The sequence below is a fragment of the Cryobacterium levicorallinum genome, from assembly GCF_004402405.1.
GTDB classification, from domain to species: Bacteria; Actinomycetota; Actinomycetes; order Actinomycetales; family Microbacteriaceae; genus Cryobacterium; species Cryobacterium levicorallinum.
Genome location: NZ_SOFE01000006.1, coordinates 1 through 15,685 on the forward strand (window position 1 = coordinate 1; position 15,685 = coordinate 15,685).

Annotated in this window: 22 protein-coding genes; 8 read left to right on the plus strand and 14 right to left on the minus strand. The window is 65.1% G+C overall.

Annotated features, from left to right (window positions below):
* Positions 1-183 (plus strand): hypothetical protein (locus E3O11_RS17925; RefSeq protein WP_206750974.1); only part of this gene is annotated, 183 nt, incomplete at its 5' end.
* An 84-nt stretch (positions 184-267) separates the two neighbouring features.
* Here the strand turns inward: E3O11_RS17925 and E3O11_RS03160 are convergent.
* Positions 268-999, minus strand: a complete 732-nt coding sequence (locus tag E3O11_RS03160) for an MFS transporter (protein WP_241994622.1) — start codon at positions 997-999, stop codon at positions 268-270.
* A 17-nt stretch (positions 1,000-1,016) separates the two neighbouring features.
* Positions 1,017-1,253, minus strand: a complete 237-nt coding sequence (locus E3O11_RS17995) for a hypothetical protein (RefSeq protein WP_241991068.1) — start codon at positions 1,251-1,253, stop codon at positions 1,017-1,019.
* 29 nt (positions 1,254-1,282) lie between these two features.
* Between E3O11_RS17995 and E3O11_RS03165 the strand changes: the two genes are divergently transcribed.
* Complete coding sequence (locus E3O11_RS03165) at positions 1,283-2,143, plus strand: 3-methyladenine DNA glycosylase (protein ID WP_092451539.1); 861 nt, start codon at positions 1,283-1,285, stop codon at positions 2,141-2,143.
* Between the two features lie 30 nt (positions 2,144-2,173).
* On the opposite strand, the gene E3O11_RS03170 is transcribed toward E3O11_RS03165, so the two are convergent.
* Genes E3O11_RS03170 through E3O11_RS03180 form a run of 3 tightly spaced genes read right to left on the minus strand, consistent with a single transcriptional unit; the run spans position 2,174 to position 3,572 of the window.
* The gene (locus E3O11_RS03170; protein ID WP_134477934.1) at positions 2,174-2,365 is read right to left on the minus strand and encodes a hypothetical protein; all 192 of its coding nucleotides are present in this window, start codon (positions 2,363-2,365) and stop codon (positions 2,174-2,176) included.
* Positions 2,335-2,892: a cupin domain-containing protein gene (locus tag E3O11_RS03175; RefSeq protein WP_092451537.1), complete on the minus strand. Its 558-nt coding sequence runs from the start codon at positions 2,890-2,892 to the stop codon at positions 2,335-2,337. Before E3O11_RS03175 ends, E3O11_RS03170 begins: the two co-directional genes overlap by 31 nt.
* On the minus strand, positions 2,889-3,572 hold the full coding sequence (locus E3O11_RS03180; protein ID WP_241991080.1) for a zinc-binding dehydrogenase: 684 nt from the start codon (positions 3,570-3,572) through the stop codon (positions 2,889-2,891). The genes E3O11_RS03175 and E3O11_RS03180 overlap by 4 nt, the downstream gene beginning before the upstream one ends.
* Here E3O11_RS03180 and E3O11_RS18000 point away from each other — a divergent pair.
* Positions 3,483-4,013, plus strand: a complete 531-nt coding sequence (locus E3O11_RS18000; protein WP_241991067.1) for a FadR/GntR family transcriptional regulator — start codon at positions 3,483-3,485, stop codon at positions 4,011-4,013. The genes E3O11_RS03180 and E3O11_RS18000 overlap by 90 nt on opposite strands.
* Positions 4,014-4,282: 269 nt before the next feature.
* Positions 4,283-4,831, plus strand: coding sequence for a hypothetical protein (locus tag E3O11_RS03190; RefSeq protein ID WP_092451531.1), 549 nt, complete (start codon positions 4,283-4,285; stop codon positions 4,829-4,831).
* A gap of 55 nt (positions 4,832-4,886) precedes the next feature.
* On the opposite strand, the gene E3O11_RS03195 is transcribed toward E3O11_RS03190, so the two are convergent.
* From E3O11_RS03195 to E3O11_RS03210, 5 genes are all read right to left on the minus strand, one after another.
* Positions 4,887-5,288 (minus strand): ankyrin repeat domain-containing protein, encoded by a 402-nt coding sequence (locus E3O11_RS03195; protein WP_198415535.1) that lies wholly within the window; start codon positions 5,286-5,288, stop codon positions 4,887-4,889.
* Positions 5,289-5,304: 16 nt separating this feature from the next.
* Positions 5,305-5,541 (minus strand): hypothetical protein, encoded by a 237-nt coding sequence (locus E3O11_RS18535; RefSeq protein ID WP_307725699.1) that lies wholly within the window; start codon positions 5,539-5,541, stop codon positions 5,305-5,307.
* Between the two features lie 6 nt (positions 5,542-5,547).
* Positions 5,548-5,799 (minus strand): phosphoribosyltransferase family protein, encoded by a 252-nt coding sequence (locus E3O11_RS18540; RefSeq protein WP_307725698.1) that lies wholly within the window; start codon positions 5,797-5,799, stop codon positions 5,548-5,550.
* A gap of 6 nt (positions 5,800-5,805) precedes the next feature.
* Positions 5,806-6,180: a cupin domain-containing protein gene (locus tag E3O11_RS03205; protein ID WP_307725697.1), complete on the minus strand. Its 375-nt coding sequence runs from the start codon at positions 6,178-6,180 to the stop codon at positions 5,806-5,808.
* Between the two features lie 165 nt (positions 6,181-6,345).
* Positions 6,346-7,530, minus strand: a complete 1,185-nt coding sequence (locus E3O11_RS03210; RefSeq protein ID WP_092451525.1) for an ATP-binding protein — start codon at positions 7,528-7,530, stop codon at positions 6,346-6,348.
* 171 nt (positions 7,531-7,701) lie between these two features.
* On the opposite strand from E3O11_RS03210, the gene E3O11_RS03215 reads away from it, so the two are divergent.
* Positions 7,702-8,478, plus strand: a complete 777-nt coding sequence (locus tag E3O11_RS03215) for an alpha/beta fold hydrolase (protein ID WP_092451523.1) — start codon at positions 7,702-7,704, stop codon at positions 8,476-8,478.
* Between the two features lie 3 nt (positions 8,479-8,481).
* On the opposite strand, the gene E3O11_RS03220 is transcribed toward E3O11_RS03215, so the two are convergent.
* The gene (locus E3O11_RS03220; RefSeq protein WP_092451521.1) at positions 8,482-8,913 is read right to left on the minus strand and encodes a VOC family protein; all 432 of its coding nucleotides are present in this window, start codon (positions 8,911-8,913) and stop codon (positions 8,482-8,484) included.
* A 225-nt stretch (positions 8,914-9,138) separates the two neighbouring features.
* Here E3O11_RS03220 and E3O11_RS03225 point away from each other — a divergent pair, with 225 nt between their 5' ends.
* Complete coding sequence (locus tag E3O11_RS03225; protein ID WP_092451518.1) at positions 9,139-11,013, plus strand: DEAD/DEAH box helicase; 1,875 nt, start codon at positions 9,139-9,141, stop codon at positions 11,011-11,013.
* A gap of 53 nt (positions 11,014-11,066) precedes the next feature.
* Here the strand turns inward: E3O11_RS03225 and E3O11_RS03230 are convergent, their stop codons facing one another.
* Both E3O11_RS03230 and E3O11_RS03235 read right to left on the minus strand, forming a co-directional pair.
* Positions 11,067-12,098 (minus strand): NADPH:quinone reductase, encoded by a 1,032-nt coding sequence (locus tag E3O11_RS03230; protein ID WP_092451516.1) that lies wholly within the window; start codon positions 12,096-12,098, stop codon positions 11,067-11,069.
* 35 nt (positions 12,099-12,133) lie between these two features.
* A complete protein-coding gene (locus E3O11_RS03235; RefSeq protein ID WP_241994623.1) occupies positions 12,134-12,514 on the minus strand; it encodes a nucleoside triphosphate pyrophosphohydrolase family protein in 381 nt (126 codons plus the stop codon).
* 508 nt (positions 12,515-13,022) lie between these two features.
* On the opposite strand from E3O11_RS03235, the gene E3O11_RS03240 reads away from it, so the two are divergent.
* Both E3O11_RS03240 and E3O11_RS03245 read left to right on the plus strand, forming a co-directional pair.
* Positions 13,023-14,300 carry a sensor histidine kinase gene (locus E3O11_RS03240; protein ID WP_092451514.1) on the plus strand — a complete coding sequence of 426 codons (1,278 nt, stop codon included), beginning with the start codon at positions 13,023-13,025 and terminating at the stop codon, positions 14,298-14,300.
* Positions 14,282-14,947 (plus strand): response regulator, encoded by a 666-nt coding sequence (locus E3O11_RS03245; RefSeq protein ID WP_241994624.1) that lies wholly within the window; start codon positions 14,282-14,284, stop codon positions 14,945-14,947. Before E3O11_RS03240 ends, E3O11_RS03245 begins: the two co-directional genes overlap by 19 nt.
* A 40-nt stretch (positions 14,948-14,987) precedes the next feature.
* Here E3O11_RS03245 and E3O11_RS03250 read toward each other — a convergent pair whose 3' ends face one another.
* Complete coding sequence (locus E3O11_RS03250; protein WP_092451512.1) at positions 14,988-15,641, minus strand: IMPACT family protein; 654 nt, start codon at positions 15,639-15,641, stop codon at positions 14,988-14,990.
* Positions 15,642-15,685: the final 44 nt, after the last annotated feature.

Here is a 15,685-nt window from a genome sequence, read left to right on the forward strand (position 1 = left end):
AACGCCGTTCTCATCTGCAACGCCGCGCATGCCAGCATCGAAACATCCGGATGGAACATCGACATGCGACACGGACGCCCCTGGGTCCGCGGACCCCTCATCTTCGACCCCACCCAAACCTGGCGCCCCGCCGGCCAAAACCGCGCCGCCACCCCAGCCGAGAAACCCCACTGGGAAAAGTAAGCCTACCGCTGATCGAGATTCCTGACGTGGGTCTCGATCACTCGTTCTTCGCGCCTCGACAGAGGCATCCGCTTTCTACAAAGGTCAGTGGCGGAGCGAGATGCCGTGCCCGATGCGACGAAACAGCAAGGCCGCGATGATCGCACCGTCCAAGAAGAACCCTGCACCCCACCAGTCAGCCACGGCATAGCCGTCAACAGCAGCCTGGGCGGCAACCGCGGCCGTTGCGGGCAGGTGATCGGCGACGTAGTTGGTGGCCGCAGTGGCGGCGAGGGTATTAGGCAACGCCGTTCCGAGGGAACCGCCGATCTGCTGGCTGGTGTTGACCATCGCCGAGGCGACCCCCGCGAATTGGCCGTCGACGCCGAGCGTCGCGGTCTGCATGGAGGCGGGCATGATCGTTCCCATCGCAAGCCCGATGATCATCAGCGGCGGCAGCACATCGACCGCGTAGACGCTGTTCAAATCGAGGTGTGTGAGATACACCATGCCGATCGCGCCGCGGGCCATGCCGATCGGCACCAGTACCTTGGGCCCGAATCGAGGCACGAAAATGTTCGTCGACAGCTGCGCGGCCAGCACGAGCATGGCGATCATCGGCAGGAACGACAGACCGGTCTGCATCGGCGAATACTGCAGTGAGGTCTGCAGAAAGTAGGTCACGAACAGGAAGACGCCGAATATACCCGCACCAGAGATGAGAATCGAAATGTAGGCGGCCGCGCGGTTGCGTTCCAGCACGATGGCCATTGGCAGAAGAGGATGCGCCGCCTTGCGTTGCCGAAGCACGAACGCGACCAGCAGAATCCCGGCCACCACAAGCGTGCCCCAGGTCAGGATGAAGTCCCACCGTCGGTCTCCGCATTGGAGAATCCGTAGACCAGACCGAATAGGCCTCCGGAGACCAGCAGGGTTCCGGGAATATCGAGCTTCGGTCGCGGGCCCGTGCGCGTGACGTGGCTGACGAAGACCGCCGCGCCGACAATAGCGACCACGGTGATGACGACGTTGATGTAGAAGTTCCAACGCCAGTCGTCCTGCTGCCCGCCGTCGGCCTGGGCAGCCAGCATCTTCAGGGTTGACGGCGTAGTGTCGACGGGTGCGACGTACTGACCAGACCCAGGAGCTCGAGACCGACGAGTGGCGGGGCCGCGAGCAGGTTCACGAGGAACGCGCCGACGCCTTCACTCGCGGCCGCCGAGAGCGCGCGGCAACCGGCCAGACACATCCGGTCGACGATTTTCTGTTCACGTACTATCCATTTCGCCCGGGCCTGCTGCGCCGCTGGCATCCCGGCGCCGGCGTGCTGCTCCAGGGCGCGGCCGATCTGCCCCGCGCAACGTGGAAGTGGTACCGCAGCACGGGCAGCGCCAGCCAGGTGGATGCCGCCGCCTTCTCCGCAAAAAATGAGCGCGTCATCCGCTTCATCGGAACACTCCTCACCGCGACCCGGCAGCGGCCAGCCCACTTCGGCTGTTTCGGACTGCACGAGTGGGCGATGGTCTACCGCCAGGGTGAGCACCGGCACGTCGCGCCGCTGCGCCTCAGCCAGAGCGACACCGACGCCGTCGTCGACGGCAACCGCGTGGCCTGCAGCCACTTCGACGCGTTTCGGTTCTTCACCCCGGCGGCCCTGCCACTTAATCAGCTGCAACCGTCGCGGGAGAACCAGCCGGTGCTGGAGCAGCCGGGCTGCCTGCACGCCGGCATGGACATCTACAAGTGGGTGATCAAGCTCGGCCCCCTGGTTCCCGGCGAGGTCCTGCTGGACGCCTTCGAGCTTGCGCGCGACATCCGCCAGCTCGACATGGAGGCCTCCCCCTACGACCTGAGCGCCTGGGGCTATGAGCCGGTAGCGGTCGAAACTGCCGCGGGCAAGGCCGAGTACGTGCGCCGGCAGCGCAGCTTCACCGAGCGCAGCAACCTGCTGCGCGACCGCGTGGTCGACCTACTCGGCTGACGCCGCCGCTGCTCCTCGGATGAGATCTGATTATCGCGCCTGATCGGGCATCGGCGGATGACACCGCAGCAGCGTCAGCTCACCGGTTATGGTGAGCTCACCGATGTTGTGCGGCGTGAGAATCGTGAGCCCCGGCGCGAGAACGGCGTGGGACCCGTTCGCCGCGGTGAGCTGCCCGCTCCCCGAGAGGATCACGAGAATGCTGACGCCTGCCTCCAGCACGGTCTCCCCGCTACCGACCTGTATTCCGCACGAAAGTAGGATCCGGCCTGCGGCACCAGGGTGTGCGCGCCGGTGCCAGCGTGCACGAGGAGCGTTTCGAGCTCCGCCAACGACCACCCCTGACGGTCGGTCGCCTCCAAAGCTTTCTCGACGCCAATCCCGAGCTGACCGTGCCGCGGCCCATCGAACGCAAAGCCTTTCCACTCCAGCAGCACGGACATGTCTTCGGGCTCCTGCACCTCAACGATAAAGACACCGGCACCGAACTGTGTATGGTGGTCACGGCCCAACCAACCGACCGGGTCACCGAGAACAGCGTCGCGGAGTCGTTCCCCGGTTGGAAGCTCGGTCAGCCCAATGTCCTTTTCACCGAAAATCGTCGTGGTCGATGCAACCCAATCTTCGGGAACATGATCGATGCTTCCTTCCTCGTGCCGGAAGGCGCGAATTTTTGGCCCACCGGCGTAGAACCGGTTCGCTGGCTGGTTGCTCGGCAGGAGCACCGGTCGCTCAGGTGCCGCCGTCATCGCGCGGTCGGGTTGGGGGTCACGATGGATTTCAGAACACCCGGTTGTGTCGTCGAACGTAGGGCGGCGTCAACCTGGTCGAGGTCGAAATGGCCGGTGACGAGGGAATCCAGATCAACGAGGCCTCGACTCACCAAGTCGATGGCCGTCGGCCAGGTGTTGGCGTACCGAAAGATGCCCGTGACGATGAGTTCACGGTTCTGGATGACGGAAATCGGCAGGGCAATTTCCCCCGCGCCCATTCTGACGAGCACGACGATTCCCCCGGCGCGAACGGCTCGCAGGCCCGATTGTACGGCGCTCGCTGCACCCGAGGCATCCACAAATACGTCCACCGCGAGTCCAAGCGTCGCGATGTCTTCGACAAGTGGATCGATTGCTCGGGTCGCACCAACGAGCAGCGCTTGCGCTCGGCGTGCGGGGCTCACATCCGAGATGATGATCTCGCTGGTCCCATAGGCACGAGCGACCTGCGCGGTGATGATGCGGATCGGACCGGCACCGGTGATGAGAACACGGGTACCGATGGTTATGCGGCCCTTTTGGGCGGTGGCGATCGCTACCGACAGGGGCTCGAGAATGGACACACGTTGACCCACCCGTTCCGGGTCGATGGCTCGCCCGACGGCAACAATTCGACCGCCCGATTCGTGTCCGAGGACGAGGGGCTCATCAACGATCCAGTCGCCAAGACGACCATCATGCCAGAAATGAACGTCGGATCCGCAGACGCCGACCGCGCCACCGAACGGATGCCCCCCGCTGCGATCGCGCGTCTGCACGGCCATCTGGAGAAAATGCGACTGTCCGCATCCGACCTCTCGGCGTTCGTCGAGGCTGATCTCCAGTTTCATCTGGAACTGGCGCAGAGCACCGACAACACGGCACTTCTGGATCTGCTGCAGAACATCCGCTCGCTCCTGCGTGTCTGGTCGGACCGGTCTGTTCAAGACAACGAGCACGCAAGATTGGCCATTGTGGAACACACCGCCGTCTATGAGACTATCGCCGCGGGTGATTCCGAAGCGGCCGCCACCGCAATGGTGACGCATATGCGTACCGCAGGTGCTCGCCTGGCTGGACCGACCGAACCGCCTGCCACCGGGCCACTTGGGAGTTGAGCCACCGCAGGTGCTGCCATCCTGCCTGCTGCCGCTTCCGACACTTCCTCTCTTTCAGAGTGCGGCTGCCAGCGTCTTCTCAGGTTTTGCCGCGACGGCGAGTGGATGCCGCTCGTCGCGGCGATCTGCGGTCGCAACATGAGTGTGCCGTACGGTTCACGGCCCCCGTTGTGGGGGAGTCAACCAAACCCGGATCGCCGGGGCTCCGGACCATCTGTGCGGCCCGAAAACAACTCGAGGCTGGAACAGAACAACGATTAGGAGCTCTCATGAACACGATCACGAAGCACACGAACGTTCGCAAGATCACGGCGCTGGGAATCACCGGCGCCGCGGCATCCGCTCTCATCATCGGTGGTTTCGTCGCTCCCGCGCAGGCCTTCACCGGCGACAGCACGAGCACCACGACGAGCACGAGCACCGACAACTCCTCCGAACAGAACCGCCTGGACATCATCGGTGGCCTGTTCAACCTCTCCGGCAACGAGGCAACGGGCAACGGTGTGCTCGGCAACGACACCTCCGTCGGCGGCGTCGGCAACGGTGGCACCTTGAACGGTGGCGTCGTCAACGGCCCGCTCATTGACGACTCGCTCACGAACGACATCGGCGATGTCGCCTCGGGCAACGAGGTCGGCAATGACGCATCCGTCGGGAACGGCACCGACGTGGTAGCACCGATCGAGGCTCCGGTCGACGCCGGTAACGGCACCGACATCGATGGCGTTGATGGCGGCGACATCGACAGCGGTGACATCGACGGCTCGGTCGACTCGATCGTCAACGACGTTCTCGGCGATCTCGGACTCGGCCGCTAACCAAACCGCTTAGCAGCCAGGGCGTCTCCCCTTCGGGAGGCGCCCTTCCTGGCTTTCAGTCGCGCGGGTACGACTCGATGATCTCGCGCATGCGCGGCAGCCCGAACTGGTCGGCGATGGCGACGCCACTGTGTGTGCCGAGGCGAGGGTCGGCATCCGCTTCCAGGAGCAATCGCAGAATCGCCTCATTGTTGCGAAAGACCGCGCACGAGATGGCGGTTTGGCCCATCGCATTAATTGCGGATGCGTCCGCCCCGCGGCGAAGCAGGTCAGCGACGGTCTCGGGGTGCTGCTGATAGGCCGCGACGATCAACAGCGTGTCTCCGCGCGGGTTGACCATATTGATGGGCACCCCGGCGTCGAGCATTTCACCCAGCGGACCGGTCAGGCCGTCGCGGGCGAGGTCGAAAACGCCCTCGATGACCTGCGGGCTGGGCCCGGATGTGTTCTCGTTCACTGAGTGCTCCCGCTCGCTAAAATGTGTCTCCAGCATAACCGGGGGCTGCCACCACCACCCGGAAAGCGCCGAGCCGTCGAGCCACCTGACAGGCGACTCGCGCGGTGGCACCCGTTGCGATGCCGTCATCCACGATGATCACCACCCGACCCTGGAGCGCGACCCGCTCCCGACCGCCACGAAACAGGGTTTCCCTGGCTTCGAGTTGTGCCCGTTCCCGCTGTTCGACCGTGCTCAGGGCTGCCGCCCTCACGCCAACCTACAGGAGGACGTCGTCGTTGAGCACCCGCACACCGTCCTCGCCGATGGCGCCCATGGCCACCTCAGGATCCATCGGGGCGCCGAGCTTGCGCACCACGATGACGTCCAACGGAGCGTGCAGCGCCCCCGCCACTTCGAACGCCACTGGCACTCCCCCGCGCGGCAAGCCGACGACGACGGGGTCGCTGGGTCGCAGGTACTCGAGCCGGGCGGCCAGCTGGCGCCCGGCATCCGCTCGATCGGTGAACACGCTGGGTCAGCTCGTTGGCACGCCAAACACCCCGGCGCACTCAAACTCGATGCCAATGAACGGCTCGTCACCGACTACCCGCGCGTTGTGTCCCGACGGGATCGGATAGGCGTCACCGGCCGTGATGGTGGCCGTGGTGCCGTCATCGAGCACGGTCTCGAGCGTTCCCGAAATGGCATAGCCGACGTGGACCAGCTGGCAGGAATCGGTGTGCACCACGGGTTGGATGCACTCGGACCAACTCCAGCCAGGCTGCATCGTCATGCGGCCGATCGTATACGGCCTGAAGTGGTTCACTCCCAGAACGGTCTTCTCCGGCGCGCGCCGTTCGTCCGGGGTATCGAACGACTTGATTTGCAGCGCATTCATGGTCATAGACATGGGCTTGTCCTTGATGCTGGAGGGCCAGTGGCAGGGCGTTCCGCAGCACGCGACCCACCGGGCGTGGACGGCCTGTTTGTCGCCCAGAATAGTCTTCGCGCACCACTGCGAATAGGGCAGTCCGAGCGAATCCGGGGAATCGGCGCGCCGGCATCAACGAAACGGTTAGTCGCTTTGTCGGACGATGAAACCGGACATGCCGGGCACTGTAAAGGCGACATAACCCCGTTCGGGCGTGTAAATGTGCCCACTTCGGATCAGGTCTCGACGGTTGACGGAAAGATCGGTGGTGCGCTTTTTTTGAAGCCTGGTGACGAGTTCGGCCATGGACGAGGGGGCATCGTCATCGGCTGCCATCGCCGACATAAAGGCACGCTGGGTGGGGGTCGCTCGTCCCCATCTCGATTGGTAGAGCCCCTGTTCAACCTCAATTCGTGCCGCCTCAATGCCGATTCGGGCATCGTCCAGGCTGATAATGTCTGTTGCCCGAACGGACCACACATGACTTCCGCACGCTTGGATGAAATAGGGGTACCCACCGGTGGCTGTCACCGCGGAGTCCAGGGCATCGACATCCCACGCGACTCCGTGAGCGCGTGCGGGGCCAGTGAGCGCGTCCATGGTTGCGGCCGTGTCCAGCAGTCCGATCTGTCGGTAATCGTAGAGCCGCTCCGCGTAGCTCGTCGCATCGGCGAGCACCGCGGGGAGGGAAGGTAGCCCGGCTCCGACAAAGACGACCGGGACGGGAAATACATCCTGCCCGAGGTTGTGCAGGGCAACATTCAGCGCGGCGAGGTCCTCGGTTGATGCTTCTTGAAGTTCATCGACTGCCAAAAGGAGAACCGAGTTTGCTTCACGGGCGGCCAGTCCGACAGTTTCCAACAGCTCCTGCAGGTCAACGGCCAAATCTCCGCTGTCGGCAACACCGCGCTCGGGTTCGATGTCGAATGCGAAGGAGTAGGTGCCAGACGGGTCAACCCGCACTTGGAACGAACGCAGAACACTTGCAGCTCTCGACCACAGCGCCCGAGCACGGTCTGAAGTCAAGAGGAGACGGCGCAGAGCCAAGTACAGTTCCTTGGCCAATGCGGCGGCCAAGGGTTGACTCCTCGAGGCTTCAACCTTAACGAAGATGAGCTTGAGATCGGCCGCATCACGTCCCAGCTGATTGAGCAAAACGGTCTTACCCACTCCGCGGAGCCCGGAGAGAATCCAAGGTCGTTCCCCCTCGCCGGATTCTCGCGCCTGGTAGAGCCGGGTTCGGAATTCGCTTAGGAGGGCGGCCCGACCAGCAAGTACCGGCGGAAATCTTCCAGCACCAGGCCTAAAGGGATTCGCAGAAAGATCCATAACTAAAACAATATATTTTTGAGTAAACGTATTGTTTACTTATCTATATTATTTATTAGAATATGCGTGACGCGCGGGTACGAGTCTGGATCGATGGGACGTCGGCGAGAACTCACTAGTCCGGGCGGCTCTGGGGAACCAGGGCCGCGGCATCCGTGGTGAAATGGGGGAATGTCGCACCGAACCGCCCCCGAGCACCTTTTCGTTCTGTCGCCGGACGGCGTGCAGCTCGCCACCTACGAGCTCGGCGACCCGGAGCACCCGACCGTGTTCGTCGTGCACGGCTTCGCCTCGAGTGCGATCGCCAACTGGCACGCCACGGGATGGACCCGTGACCTGACCCGGGCTGGCTTTCACGTGATCGGCATCGACCAGCGCGGCCACGGCGCCAGCGACAAGCCGCACTCCCCCGACGCGTACACGATGGAGCTGCTCGTCGCCGACGTCGAAGCCGTACTCGACGCGTACCTGCTCACCGAGGTGCGCTACGTCGGCTACTCACTCGGTGCACGGGTCGGCTGGCAGGCCGCCCGCGATCTCGGCGGCCGCATCACGCACGCCGTTCTTGGCGGCATCCCCGACGGTGACCCGCTCAAACGCTTTCAGATAGCGGATGCCCGCGCCCACCTCGAACACGGAGTCGACGTCACCGACCGGCTCACCGGCGCCTACCTCACGATGGCGAAGGCGTTGCCGGGCAACGATCTCGCGGCCCTCGTCGCCCTCGTCGAGGGTATGCGCGGCGGCCCGCAGCCCGGAGCCGCGAACGCCCCAGAGCAGTCACTGCTGTTTGCGACCGGAAGCGAAGACAGCATTCTCGATGCGTCGCGCGCGCTGGCCGAGGTAACGCCGAACGGTGGCTTCTTTGAGATTCCGGGCCGCAATCACTTCAACGCGCCAACGTCACGCGCCTTCCGCGAGGCGGCAATCGCGTTCCTGAAGGCTTAGGCCCTAGCCGAACGAGACGGTTCCATCGTCGTCGACGTGCCAGCCGGGGTTGTGCGCGATCTCCCAGATGACGCCGTTCGGGTCGGCGACGTGGCCGTGGAAGATGCCGCCGAACGCGCCGTCCTGAGCGGGTTTCAGTACGGTACCGCCGGCGGCCGCCATCGCCGCAACCGTTGTGGTGACTTCGTCCCGGCTGTCGAGGTTGTGCGAGAGGGTGACGCCGGTCGCGCCGGTGGTCGTGTGTTCGCGTTGCAGGTCTGCGTCGAATTTCTCGGCATCGAAGAGCCCAAGCATCAGGCCGGGTCCGACCTGGAAGAACACGATCTCACCGGGAACGTCCACGAGCGGCGTCCAGCCGAGGCCGTCGCGATAAAACGTGCGAACGGCCTCGAGGTCGCTCGTGGCCAGGGTAATGAAGTTCACGCGTTGTTCCATGGGTCCAGTCTCACAGAGGCGCCCGTGCTGTGAACTCGCCCCGGGGTGACCGCCGTCGACCGTTTCCAGACCGGTCCGATACCGACCCCGTTGGCCGCGGTCCGGATGGCCCAGACGAGCAGACGTCGGCGGAAGAAAGCGGATGGTGCGGCCCCGGGCATCCGCTTTAGGGGTCGTCGACGAGCCTTTACACCGGGGGCCCTGTCTTCGACTACCGTTGGTAGTATGACCGCACCAGACACCACAGCGCAGAACGAGGCAGAAACTGCCACTGCAACCAAGACATTTGCCGATCTCGGACTCAATGACGCCATGCTCAAGGCGCTCAAAGCCGTCGGCTACGAAACCCCCTCGGCCATTCAGGCCGCCACTATTCCCCCGCTGCTGGAGGGCCGCGACGTTGTCGGACTCGCCCAGACCGGCACCGGTAAGACGGCCGCGTTCGCGCTGCCGATTCTGAACCGGCTCGACCTGTCCCAAAAGAACCCGCAGGCCCTCGTGCTTGCGCCCACGCGTGAGCTCGCGCTGCAGGTCTGTGAGGCGTTCGAGAAGTACGCCGCCCACATGCGCGGCGTGCACGTGCTGCCGGTCTACGGCGGACAGGGCTACGGCCAGCAGCTGTCGGCCCTGCGCCGTGGGGTGCACATCGTCGTCGGTACTCCCGGTCGCATCATGGACCACCTCGCCAAGGGCACCCTCGACCTCTCAGAGCTGAAGTTCTTGGTGCTCGATGAGGCCGACGAGATGCTGAACATGGGCTTCGTCGAGGACATCGAGACGATTCTCGCCGATACCCCCGACGACAAGCAGGTCGCACTGTTCTCGGCCACGATGCCGGCTCAGATTCGCCGCATTTCCAAGAAGTACCTGCACGATCCCGAAGAGATCACGGTCAAGAGCAAGACCACGACCAGCGCGAACACCACCCAGCGCTACCTGATGGTGTCGTACCCGCAGAAGCTCGATGCGCTCACCCGCATTCTCGAGGTTGAGAACTTCGAGGGCATGATCATCTTCGCCCGCACCAAGAACGAGACCGAGTTGCTGGCCGAGAAGCTGCGTGCGCGCGGTTATTCCGCCATGGCGATCAACGGTGACGTGCAGCAGGTGCAGCGCGAACGCACCATCAACCAGCTCAAGAGCGGCAAGCTCGACATTCTCGTCGCAACGGATGTCGCCGCTCGCGGCCTCGACGTCGAGCGCATCAGCCACGTGGTCAACTACGACATTCCGATTGACACCGAGTCGTATGTGCACCGCATCGGCCGTACCGGCCGTGCTGGCCGCTCGGGCGCAGCGATCAGCTTCGTCACGCCGCGCGAACGTCGCCTGCTCTCCGCGATCGAGAAGGCCACCCGCCAGCCGCTGACCCAGATGCAGCTGCCGAGCGTTGAGGACGTCAACGTGACGCGCCTGACGCGCTTCGACGACGCCATCACCGCGGCGCTCGACGAGACCGACCGGATCAGCAAGTTCCGCGACATCATCGCGCACTACGTGTCGCACCACGACGTGCCCGAGGTCGATGTGGCTGCGGCCCTCGCCGTCGTCGGACAGGGCGAGACGCCCCTGCTGCTCTCAGCCGAGGATGTTCGCGCCCAGCAGCGCCTCGAACGCGACGAGCGGGTCGAACGCTCCGAGCAGCGCGGCGATCGTCCCGAGCGTGGCGGTCGGTCGGACCGACCCGACCGCTCAGACCGTTTTGGTCGCGACGACCGTGGCGGCCGGGACGATCGGGGCAGCTACGGCGCCCGCGACGATCGTCCGGTGCGCAGCGAACGCCCGATTCGCTCCAGCGGCAAGCCGATGGCCCAGTACCGCATCGAGGTCGGCAAGCGTCACAAGGTGGAGCCGCGTCAGATCGTCGGCGCCCTCGCCAACGAGGGTGGCCTGAGCCGCGACGACTTCGGCCACATCAAGATTCTGCCGGAGTTCTCCCTGGTCGAGCTTCCCGCTGACCTCGCGGGCGACGTGTTCTCCAAGCTGGAGAACACCCGCATCAGCGGCAAGCTGATCGAGCTGCGTGCCGACAAGGGCGGAGCCTCACGCTCCGCCGAGCAGGGCGACCGCCCGCCGCGCGCTCCGCGCCGCGAGTACTAGAGTCTGAACTCGAAAGCCCCCTCACCGTTCGCGGCGAGGGGGCTTTCGCGCTGTCAGGCCCGCGATACGTCGATGAGCACCTTTCCGGTGACCCCGCTTTCGACGAGGGCGTGGGCATCCGCGGTGTGGGCCAGTTCGAAGCGGTGCAGCGGCAGTCCCGCATCCGATCCGACGGGCAAAGCGCCGTCAACGAGGGCTTCGTTGATGGCGGCAGCGGCCTGCTGCACGACCTCGATGCCCACTGTGTAGAGCAGGACGAACTGGTAGCGCACGTTGAGACTGAAGTGTTTACGCACGTCGAGGGTCATCTGGTCGCCGCCGTTGTTGGCGTAGACGGCGATCGATCCGCGGTTGCGGATGACCGCCAGGTCGAGTTCGGAGTTCTGGGCCGGGGCTACCTCGACGATGAGGTCGACGCCGTCGGGTGCGATGGCTCGGATTTCAGCGGCGACATCGGGGGCGGTGTAGGTAAGCACATGGTGTGCGCCGGCTGCCGCCGCGAGCTCTGCCTTGGGCGGCCCGCTCACCGTCGTGATCACGGTCGCTCCTGCCCAGCGGGCGAGCTGGATGGCGGCATGGCCGACGGCGCCTGCACCACCCGCGACGAGCACGATCCTGCCGTCGAGCGCGCCGGGATGCAGCCGCCGCGGTCCATCCTCGGCGACAGTGAGCGCCCGGTAAGCGGTGATCGCTGGCACACCAAGGCACGCGCCCTGGTCAAAACTCGCCGAGGAGGGCAGCAGAAAGACGCGTTCTGCCGGGAGCACGGCGTACTCCTGGGCGGTTCCGCCGGCGGCCCGCTGGTAGGCGGCGAGGGCGAGCCAGACGCGATCGCCGACGGCCACATTCGAGACACCGGAGCCGACCGCGTCGACGAGCCCGGAACCGTCCTGGTTCGGGACCACGTCAGGGAACGCGAGGGATTCCCCCGGGCGCGCGCCACGGCGCGACTTCCAGTCGGTCGGATTCACCCCGCCCACCGCGATTCGCACGCGCACTTCGCCGGCTCCGGGCTCACTCACCGGCCGATCAACCAAGTGGAGCACGGACGGGTCACCGGTTTCGCTATACACAATCGTCTTCATGTGAAACCCAACGCTTGAGGCGCAGGAATGTTTCCCTAAAGCGCGGTTCGTTCGATCGTGGCTTCCAGGTTGGTGCGAATAGTGCTCATGGTCTCACTGAACGCCTGGTCGATATCAATGTCGAGCTTGCTGGCCGGCACGAAGGTCCACCAGAGCGATTCCGCCAGCTTGTGCGTCAGTTCGGCGGTCGCCTCTCCGTCGATCGGCCAGGTTCCGTCGTGGGCGAGCAGCAGGCGGCCGATGTAGCCGACATCGTTGGTGTATCCGATCGCCATTTCGTTCAGCGACCAGGTCTTGCCGTTGAATCGCTGTTCGAGAATTTCGTACAGGGCGCGCACGCTCAGGGCCTCGGTGCTCGCGGCGCTCAGGCCGGTGTCGGGGGTGTTCGTCGGGCTGTGCGTCGGGCTGTGCGTCATCGTGCGGCTTTCTGGTGGGCTGTCCAACGTTACGCGGCGCGAGGCGAATGTGTACCGTGGTCGAGCTAATTCCAGTATTTCCGCGGTCGGTGGCCCACTCCGCCTCGGCCCCCGACCGAAGATGCACGGCGGTCGTGATGAGGAGCACGAGGTCGATGACGGGAGCCATCGAGAGCAGGGCGAGACCGAAGCACGGAGTTTTAGACGCGCGGTGTTTTAAACCCGCGGTGTTTTAAACGCGCGGTGTTTTCAGGATGTAGCGGGTGAACAATCCGAGCACGATGACAGCCCAGAACCCAATTTCACAGACGACCATAATTCCCAGGATCATGACCTACTCCGTTCCAGGGCTTCGCGAGTTTGTTCTGCGTTGATCATTCCTCCATGGTTGCGGTGGCCCCGCACGGGCGGATCAGCCCCGGGGCCTTCGTCGTCTCTACTTTTAGTTGCAGGCGAAGCAGACCACGGGTGGAGGCCGGGCTGGAAGCACGACCGTACGCTGGGGAGAATGATCCCCCGGCCTCCTCCCACCGAAACCAACGCGATCGACTCCGGACAGGCTCCGCGACTGCGGCCCTGGTCGCGCATCTGGCGGTACCTCGCGACCGCCCTGGCTTCCTTTGTCATCCTGGTTCTGGTGTTCGCCGACTATTCGGGGGCATTCTCCGACGCCCAGGTGTCGGAAAATCTGCTCGGCGGTCTGATCCTTCTGGACTTCGTCCTCGGCGCAGTCGCGCTGTGCCTGCTCCCGCTGCGTCGCCGGCACCCGGTATTGATCGCCGCCGTGACCGCTGCGCTGTCGGCCGTGTCGGCGTCCTCGTTCGCGGCGGCCATCTGGGCTGCAATTTCGATGAGCACCCGGCGCCGCTGGAAAGGCGTCATTGTCGTCGGCGTAATCTGGGGCCTGGCCACCGTCTTCTACGAGGTGATCGTGCGGGCGAGCCTGGCCGATCCCACTCTGTATCCGGTGCCGTGGGCATCCGGTGGTCTGGCGATCGCCATCTACGCCATTTGCGTGGCCACCGGGTTCTACATCGGAGCGCGCCGCGACCTGCTGGCCACCCTCCGCGAGCGTGCCCTAAACGCCGAACGAGAGCAGACACTTCGCGCCGCGTCAGCCCGCGACGCCGAGCGCACTCGCATCGCCCGCGAAATGCACGACGTACTCGCGCACCGCATTTCCCTACTCGCCCTGCACGCTGGCGCATTGACGTATCGAACCGACCTCACCCGGGAGGAGACGGCGCAGGCAGCCGGCATCATCCAGGACAACGCCCACCTCGCCCTGACCGAGCTGCGGCAGGTGCTCGGCGTGTTGCGCGGCGGGCAAGCCACTACTGTGGCGGGGCAACCCGAACCGGCCCAGCCGACGCTGGCTGACCTTCCTGCACTGCTGGCCGAGGCGCGCGAGGCTGGCACAAGGGTGACACTCGATGAAACGGATGCCCCCGGTTTGGCCGGTTCAGACCAGGTAACGCCGGGGCCGTCTCAAACCGTGTCCCGCACCGCCTATCGCTTCGTGCAGGAGGCACTCACAAACTCGCGTAAACACGCGCCGGGTCAGCCGGTCACCCTCCGGCTCGAGCGCATCGAAGACCTGCTGCACCTCGAAGTGCGCAATGAAGTCGCCACCCCCAGCATTCGGTCACGCTGGACCGACGCAACCGGGAGCGGCGTCGGCCTGATCGGTTTGCAGGAACGCGCCGAACTCGCTGGCGGCCGGATAAGGCACGGCATCGAACCGGATGGCTCGTTTCTTCTGCAAGCATGGTTGCCATGGACCTGACCGTGCGTATTGTGCTCGCCGACGACGACGCCTTGGTGCGAACCGGCCTGCGCCTGATCCTCGGCGGAGACCCGGCGATCGAGATCGTCGGGGAGGCCGGTGACGGGCTCGCGGCGCTGGAACTCATCGGCCGAGAGGCGCCCGACGTGGTACTCATGGATATCCGTATGCCACGGATGGATGGTCTTGCGGCCACCCGTGCCCTGCAGGAGCGCGGCGATCCGGCCAGGGTGATCGTGCTGACGACCTTCGACACGGACGATATGGTGCTCACCGCGCTGCGGCACGGTGCAGCGGGTTTTCTTCTGAAGGACACGCCACCGGCCGAGCTCGTCGCCGCCATACGCCGGGTAGCAAACGGGGACCCGATGCTTTCCCCGAGCGTCACTGCACAGCTCATCGCGAGGGTGATTCGTGCGCCGGACGACCGGCAGCAGCGCGCCCAAGCCTTGCTCGGTCGACTCACCGAACGCGAAACCGAGGTGGCGATCGCGATCGGGCGTGGGCTGTCCAACGCCGAGATCGCCGCCGAGCTGTTCATGGGCGTCGCGACGGTTAAGACCCACGTCGGTCATCTGTTCACGAAACTGGACTCGGCCAACCGGGTGCACATCGCCCGTTGCATCCACGACGCCGGCCTCGCCTGACGCCAGCAGTCCCGGCCGCAAGCCGGATCGAATGGCATGGTCATGCCGGGACGTCGACCCATTCGTGGCCGACCGACTCGAGTTCGGCGCTTCCGGCCGTCACCCCCGCCACGACCGCGGCGAGCCGTTCGGGGTCATCATCGGCCAGCCGGAGCACCGCTTCGCGACCGTAGTCTGTGCCGAGCACGAGCACGCCCCGCTGGCGCAGCTCGGCCTCGATACGACCGGCATCCGCATGGGACAGCGCAAGCGTGAACAGTTCGCGGCGATCACGCCCCACGACGAGCCCCCGGGAGTGCGCCGAGTCGATCGTGGTCAGAACGGCTTCGGAGTAGGCGCGCACGAGGCCGCCGGCACCGAGCAGGGTGCCGCCGAAATAGCGCGTGACAACGGCCACACAGTCGACGAAGCCACGCCCCGCCAGCGCCTCGAGAATGGGCCGGCCCGCCGTTCCCGACGGCTCACCGTCATCATTCGAGCGGCGTATCTGGTCGGGAGCACCGCCCGGACCAAGCACCAACGCCGAGCAGTGGTGGCGAGCCTTCCAGTGCTCCGAGCGGGCTTCGTCGACGGCAGCGTGCGCGCCGTCCTCGGTTTCGGTGCGCACCAGACGGCACAGAAACCGGGACCGTTTAACCTCGATCTCGCTGTCAATGCGGCTGCCGACGCCGCCGCGCAGGGTGAGATCGGACATGGGTCCAGTCTCCCGCATGTCCGGTACGGTTCCGAGCGCCACGT

Coding starts and splice junctions, on each gene's coding strand:
- E3O11_RS17995 (WP_241991068.1), bottom strand. CDS start 1,253: ATGCTGGCTGCCCAGGCCGACGGCGGGCAGCAGGACGACTGGCGTTGG.
- E3O11_RS03175 (WP_092451537.1), bottom strand. CDS start 2,892: ATGACGGCGGCACCTGAGCGACCGGTGCTCCTGCCGAGCAACCAGCCA.
- E3O11_RS03190 (WP_092451531.1), top strand. CDS start 4,283: ATGAACACGATCACGAAGCACACGAACGTTCGCAAGATCACGGCGCTG.
- E3O11_RS03205 (WP_307725697.1), bottom strand. CDS start 6,180: ATGTCTATGACCATGAATGCGCTGCAAATCAAGTCGTTCGATACCCCG.
- E3O11_RS03210 (WP_092451525.1), bottom strand. CDS start 7,530: ATGGATCTTTCTGCGAATCCCTTTAGGCCTGGTGCTGGAAGATTTCCG.
- E3O11_RS03215 (WP_092451523.1), top strand. CDS start 7,702: ATGTCGCACCGAACCGCCCCCGAGCACCTTTTCGTTCTGTCGCCGGAC.
- E3O11_RS03220 (WP_092451521.1), bottom strand. CDS start 8,913: ATGGAACAACGCGTGAACTTCATTACCCTGGCCACGAGCGACCTCGAG.
- E3O11_RS03225 (WP_092451518.1), top strand. CDS start 9,139: ATGACCGCACCAGACACCACAGCGCAGAACGAGGCAGAAACTGCCACT.
- E3O11_RS03230 (WP_092451516.1), bottom strand. CDS start 12,098: ATGAAGACGATTGTGTATAGCGAAACCGGTGACCCGTCCGTGCTCCAC.
- E3O11_RS03235 (WP_241994623.1), bottom strand. CDS start 12,514: ATGACGCACAGCCCGACGCACAGCCCGACGAACACCCCCGACACCGGC.
- E3O11_RS03240 (WP_092451514.1), top strand. CDS start 13,023: ATGATCCCCCGGCCTCCTCCCACCGAAACCAACGCGATCGACTCCGGA.
- E3O11_RS03245 (WP_241994624.1), top strand. CDS start 14,282: ATGGTTGCCATGGACCTGACCGTGCGTATTGTGCTCGCCGACGACGAC.
- E3O11_RS03250 (WP_092451512.1), bottom strand. CDS start 15,641: ATGTCCGATCTCACCCTGCGCGGCGGCGTCGGCAGCCGCATTGACAGC.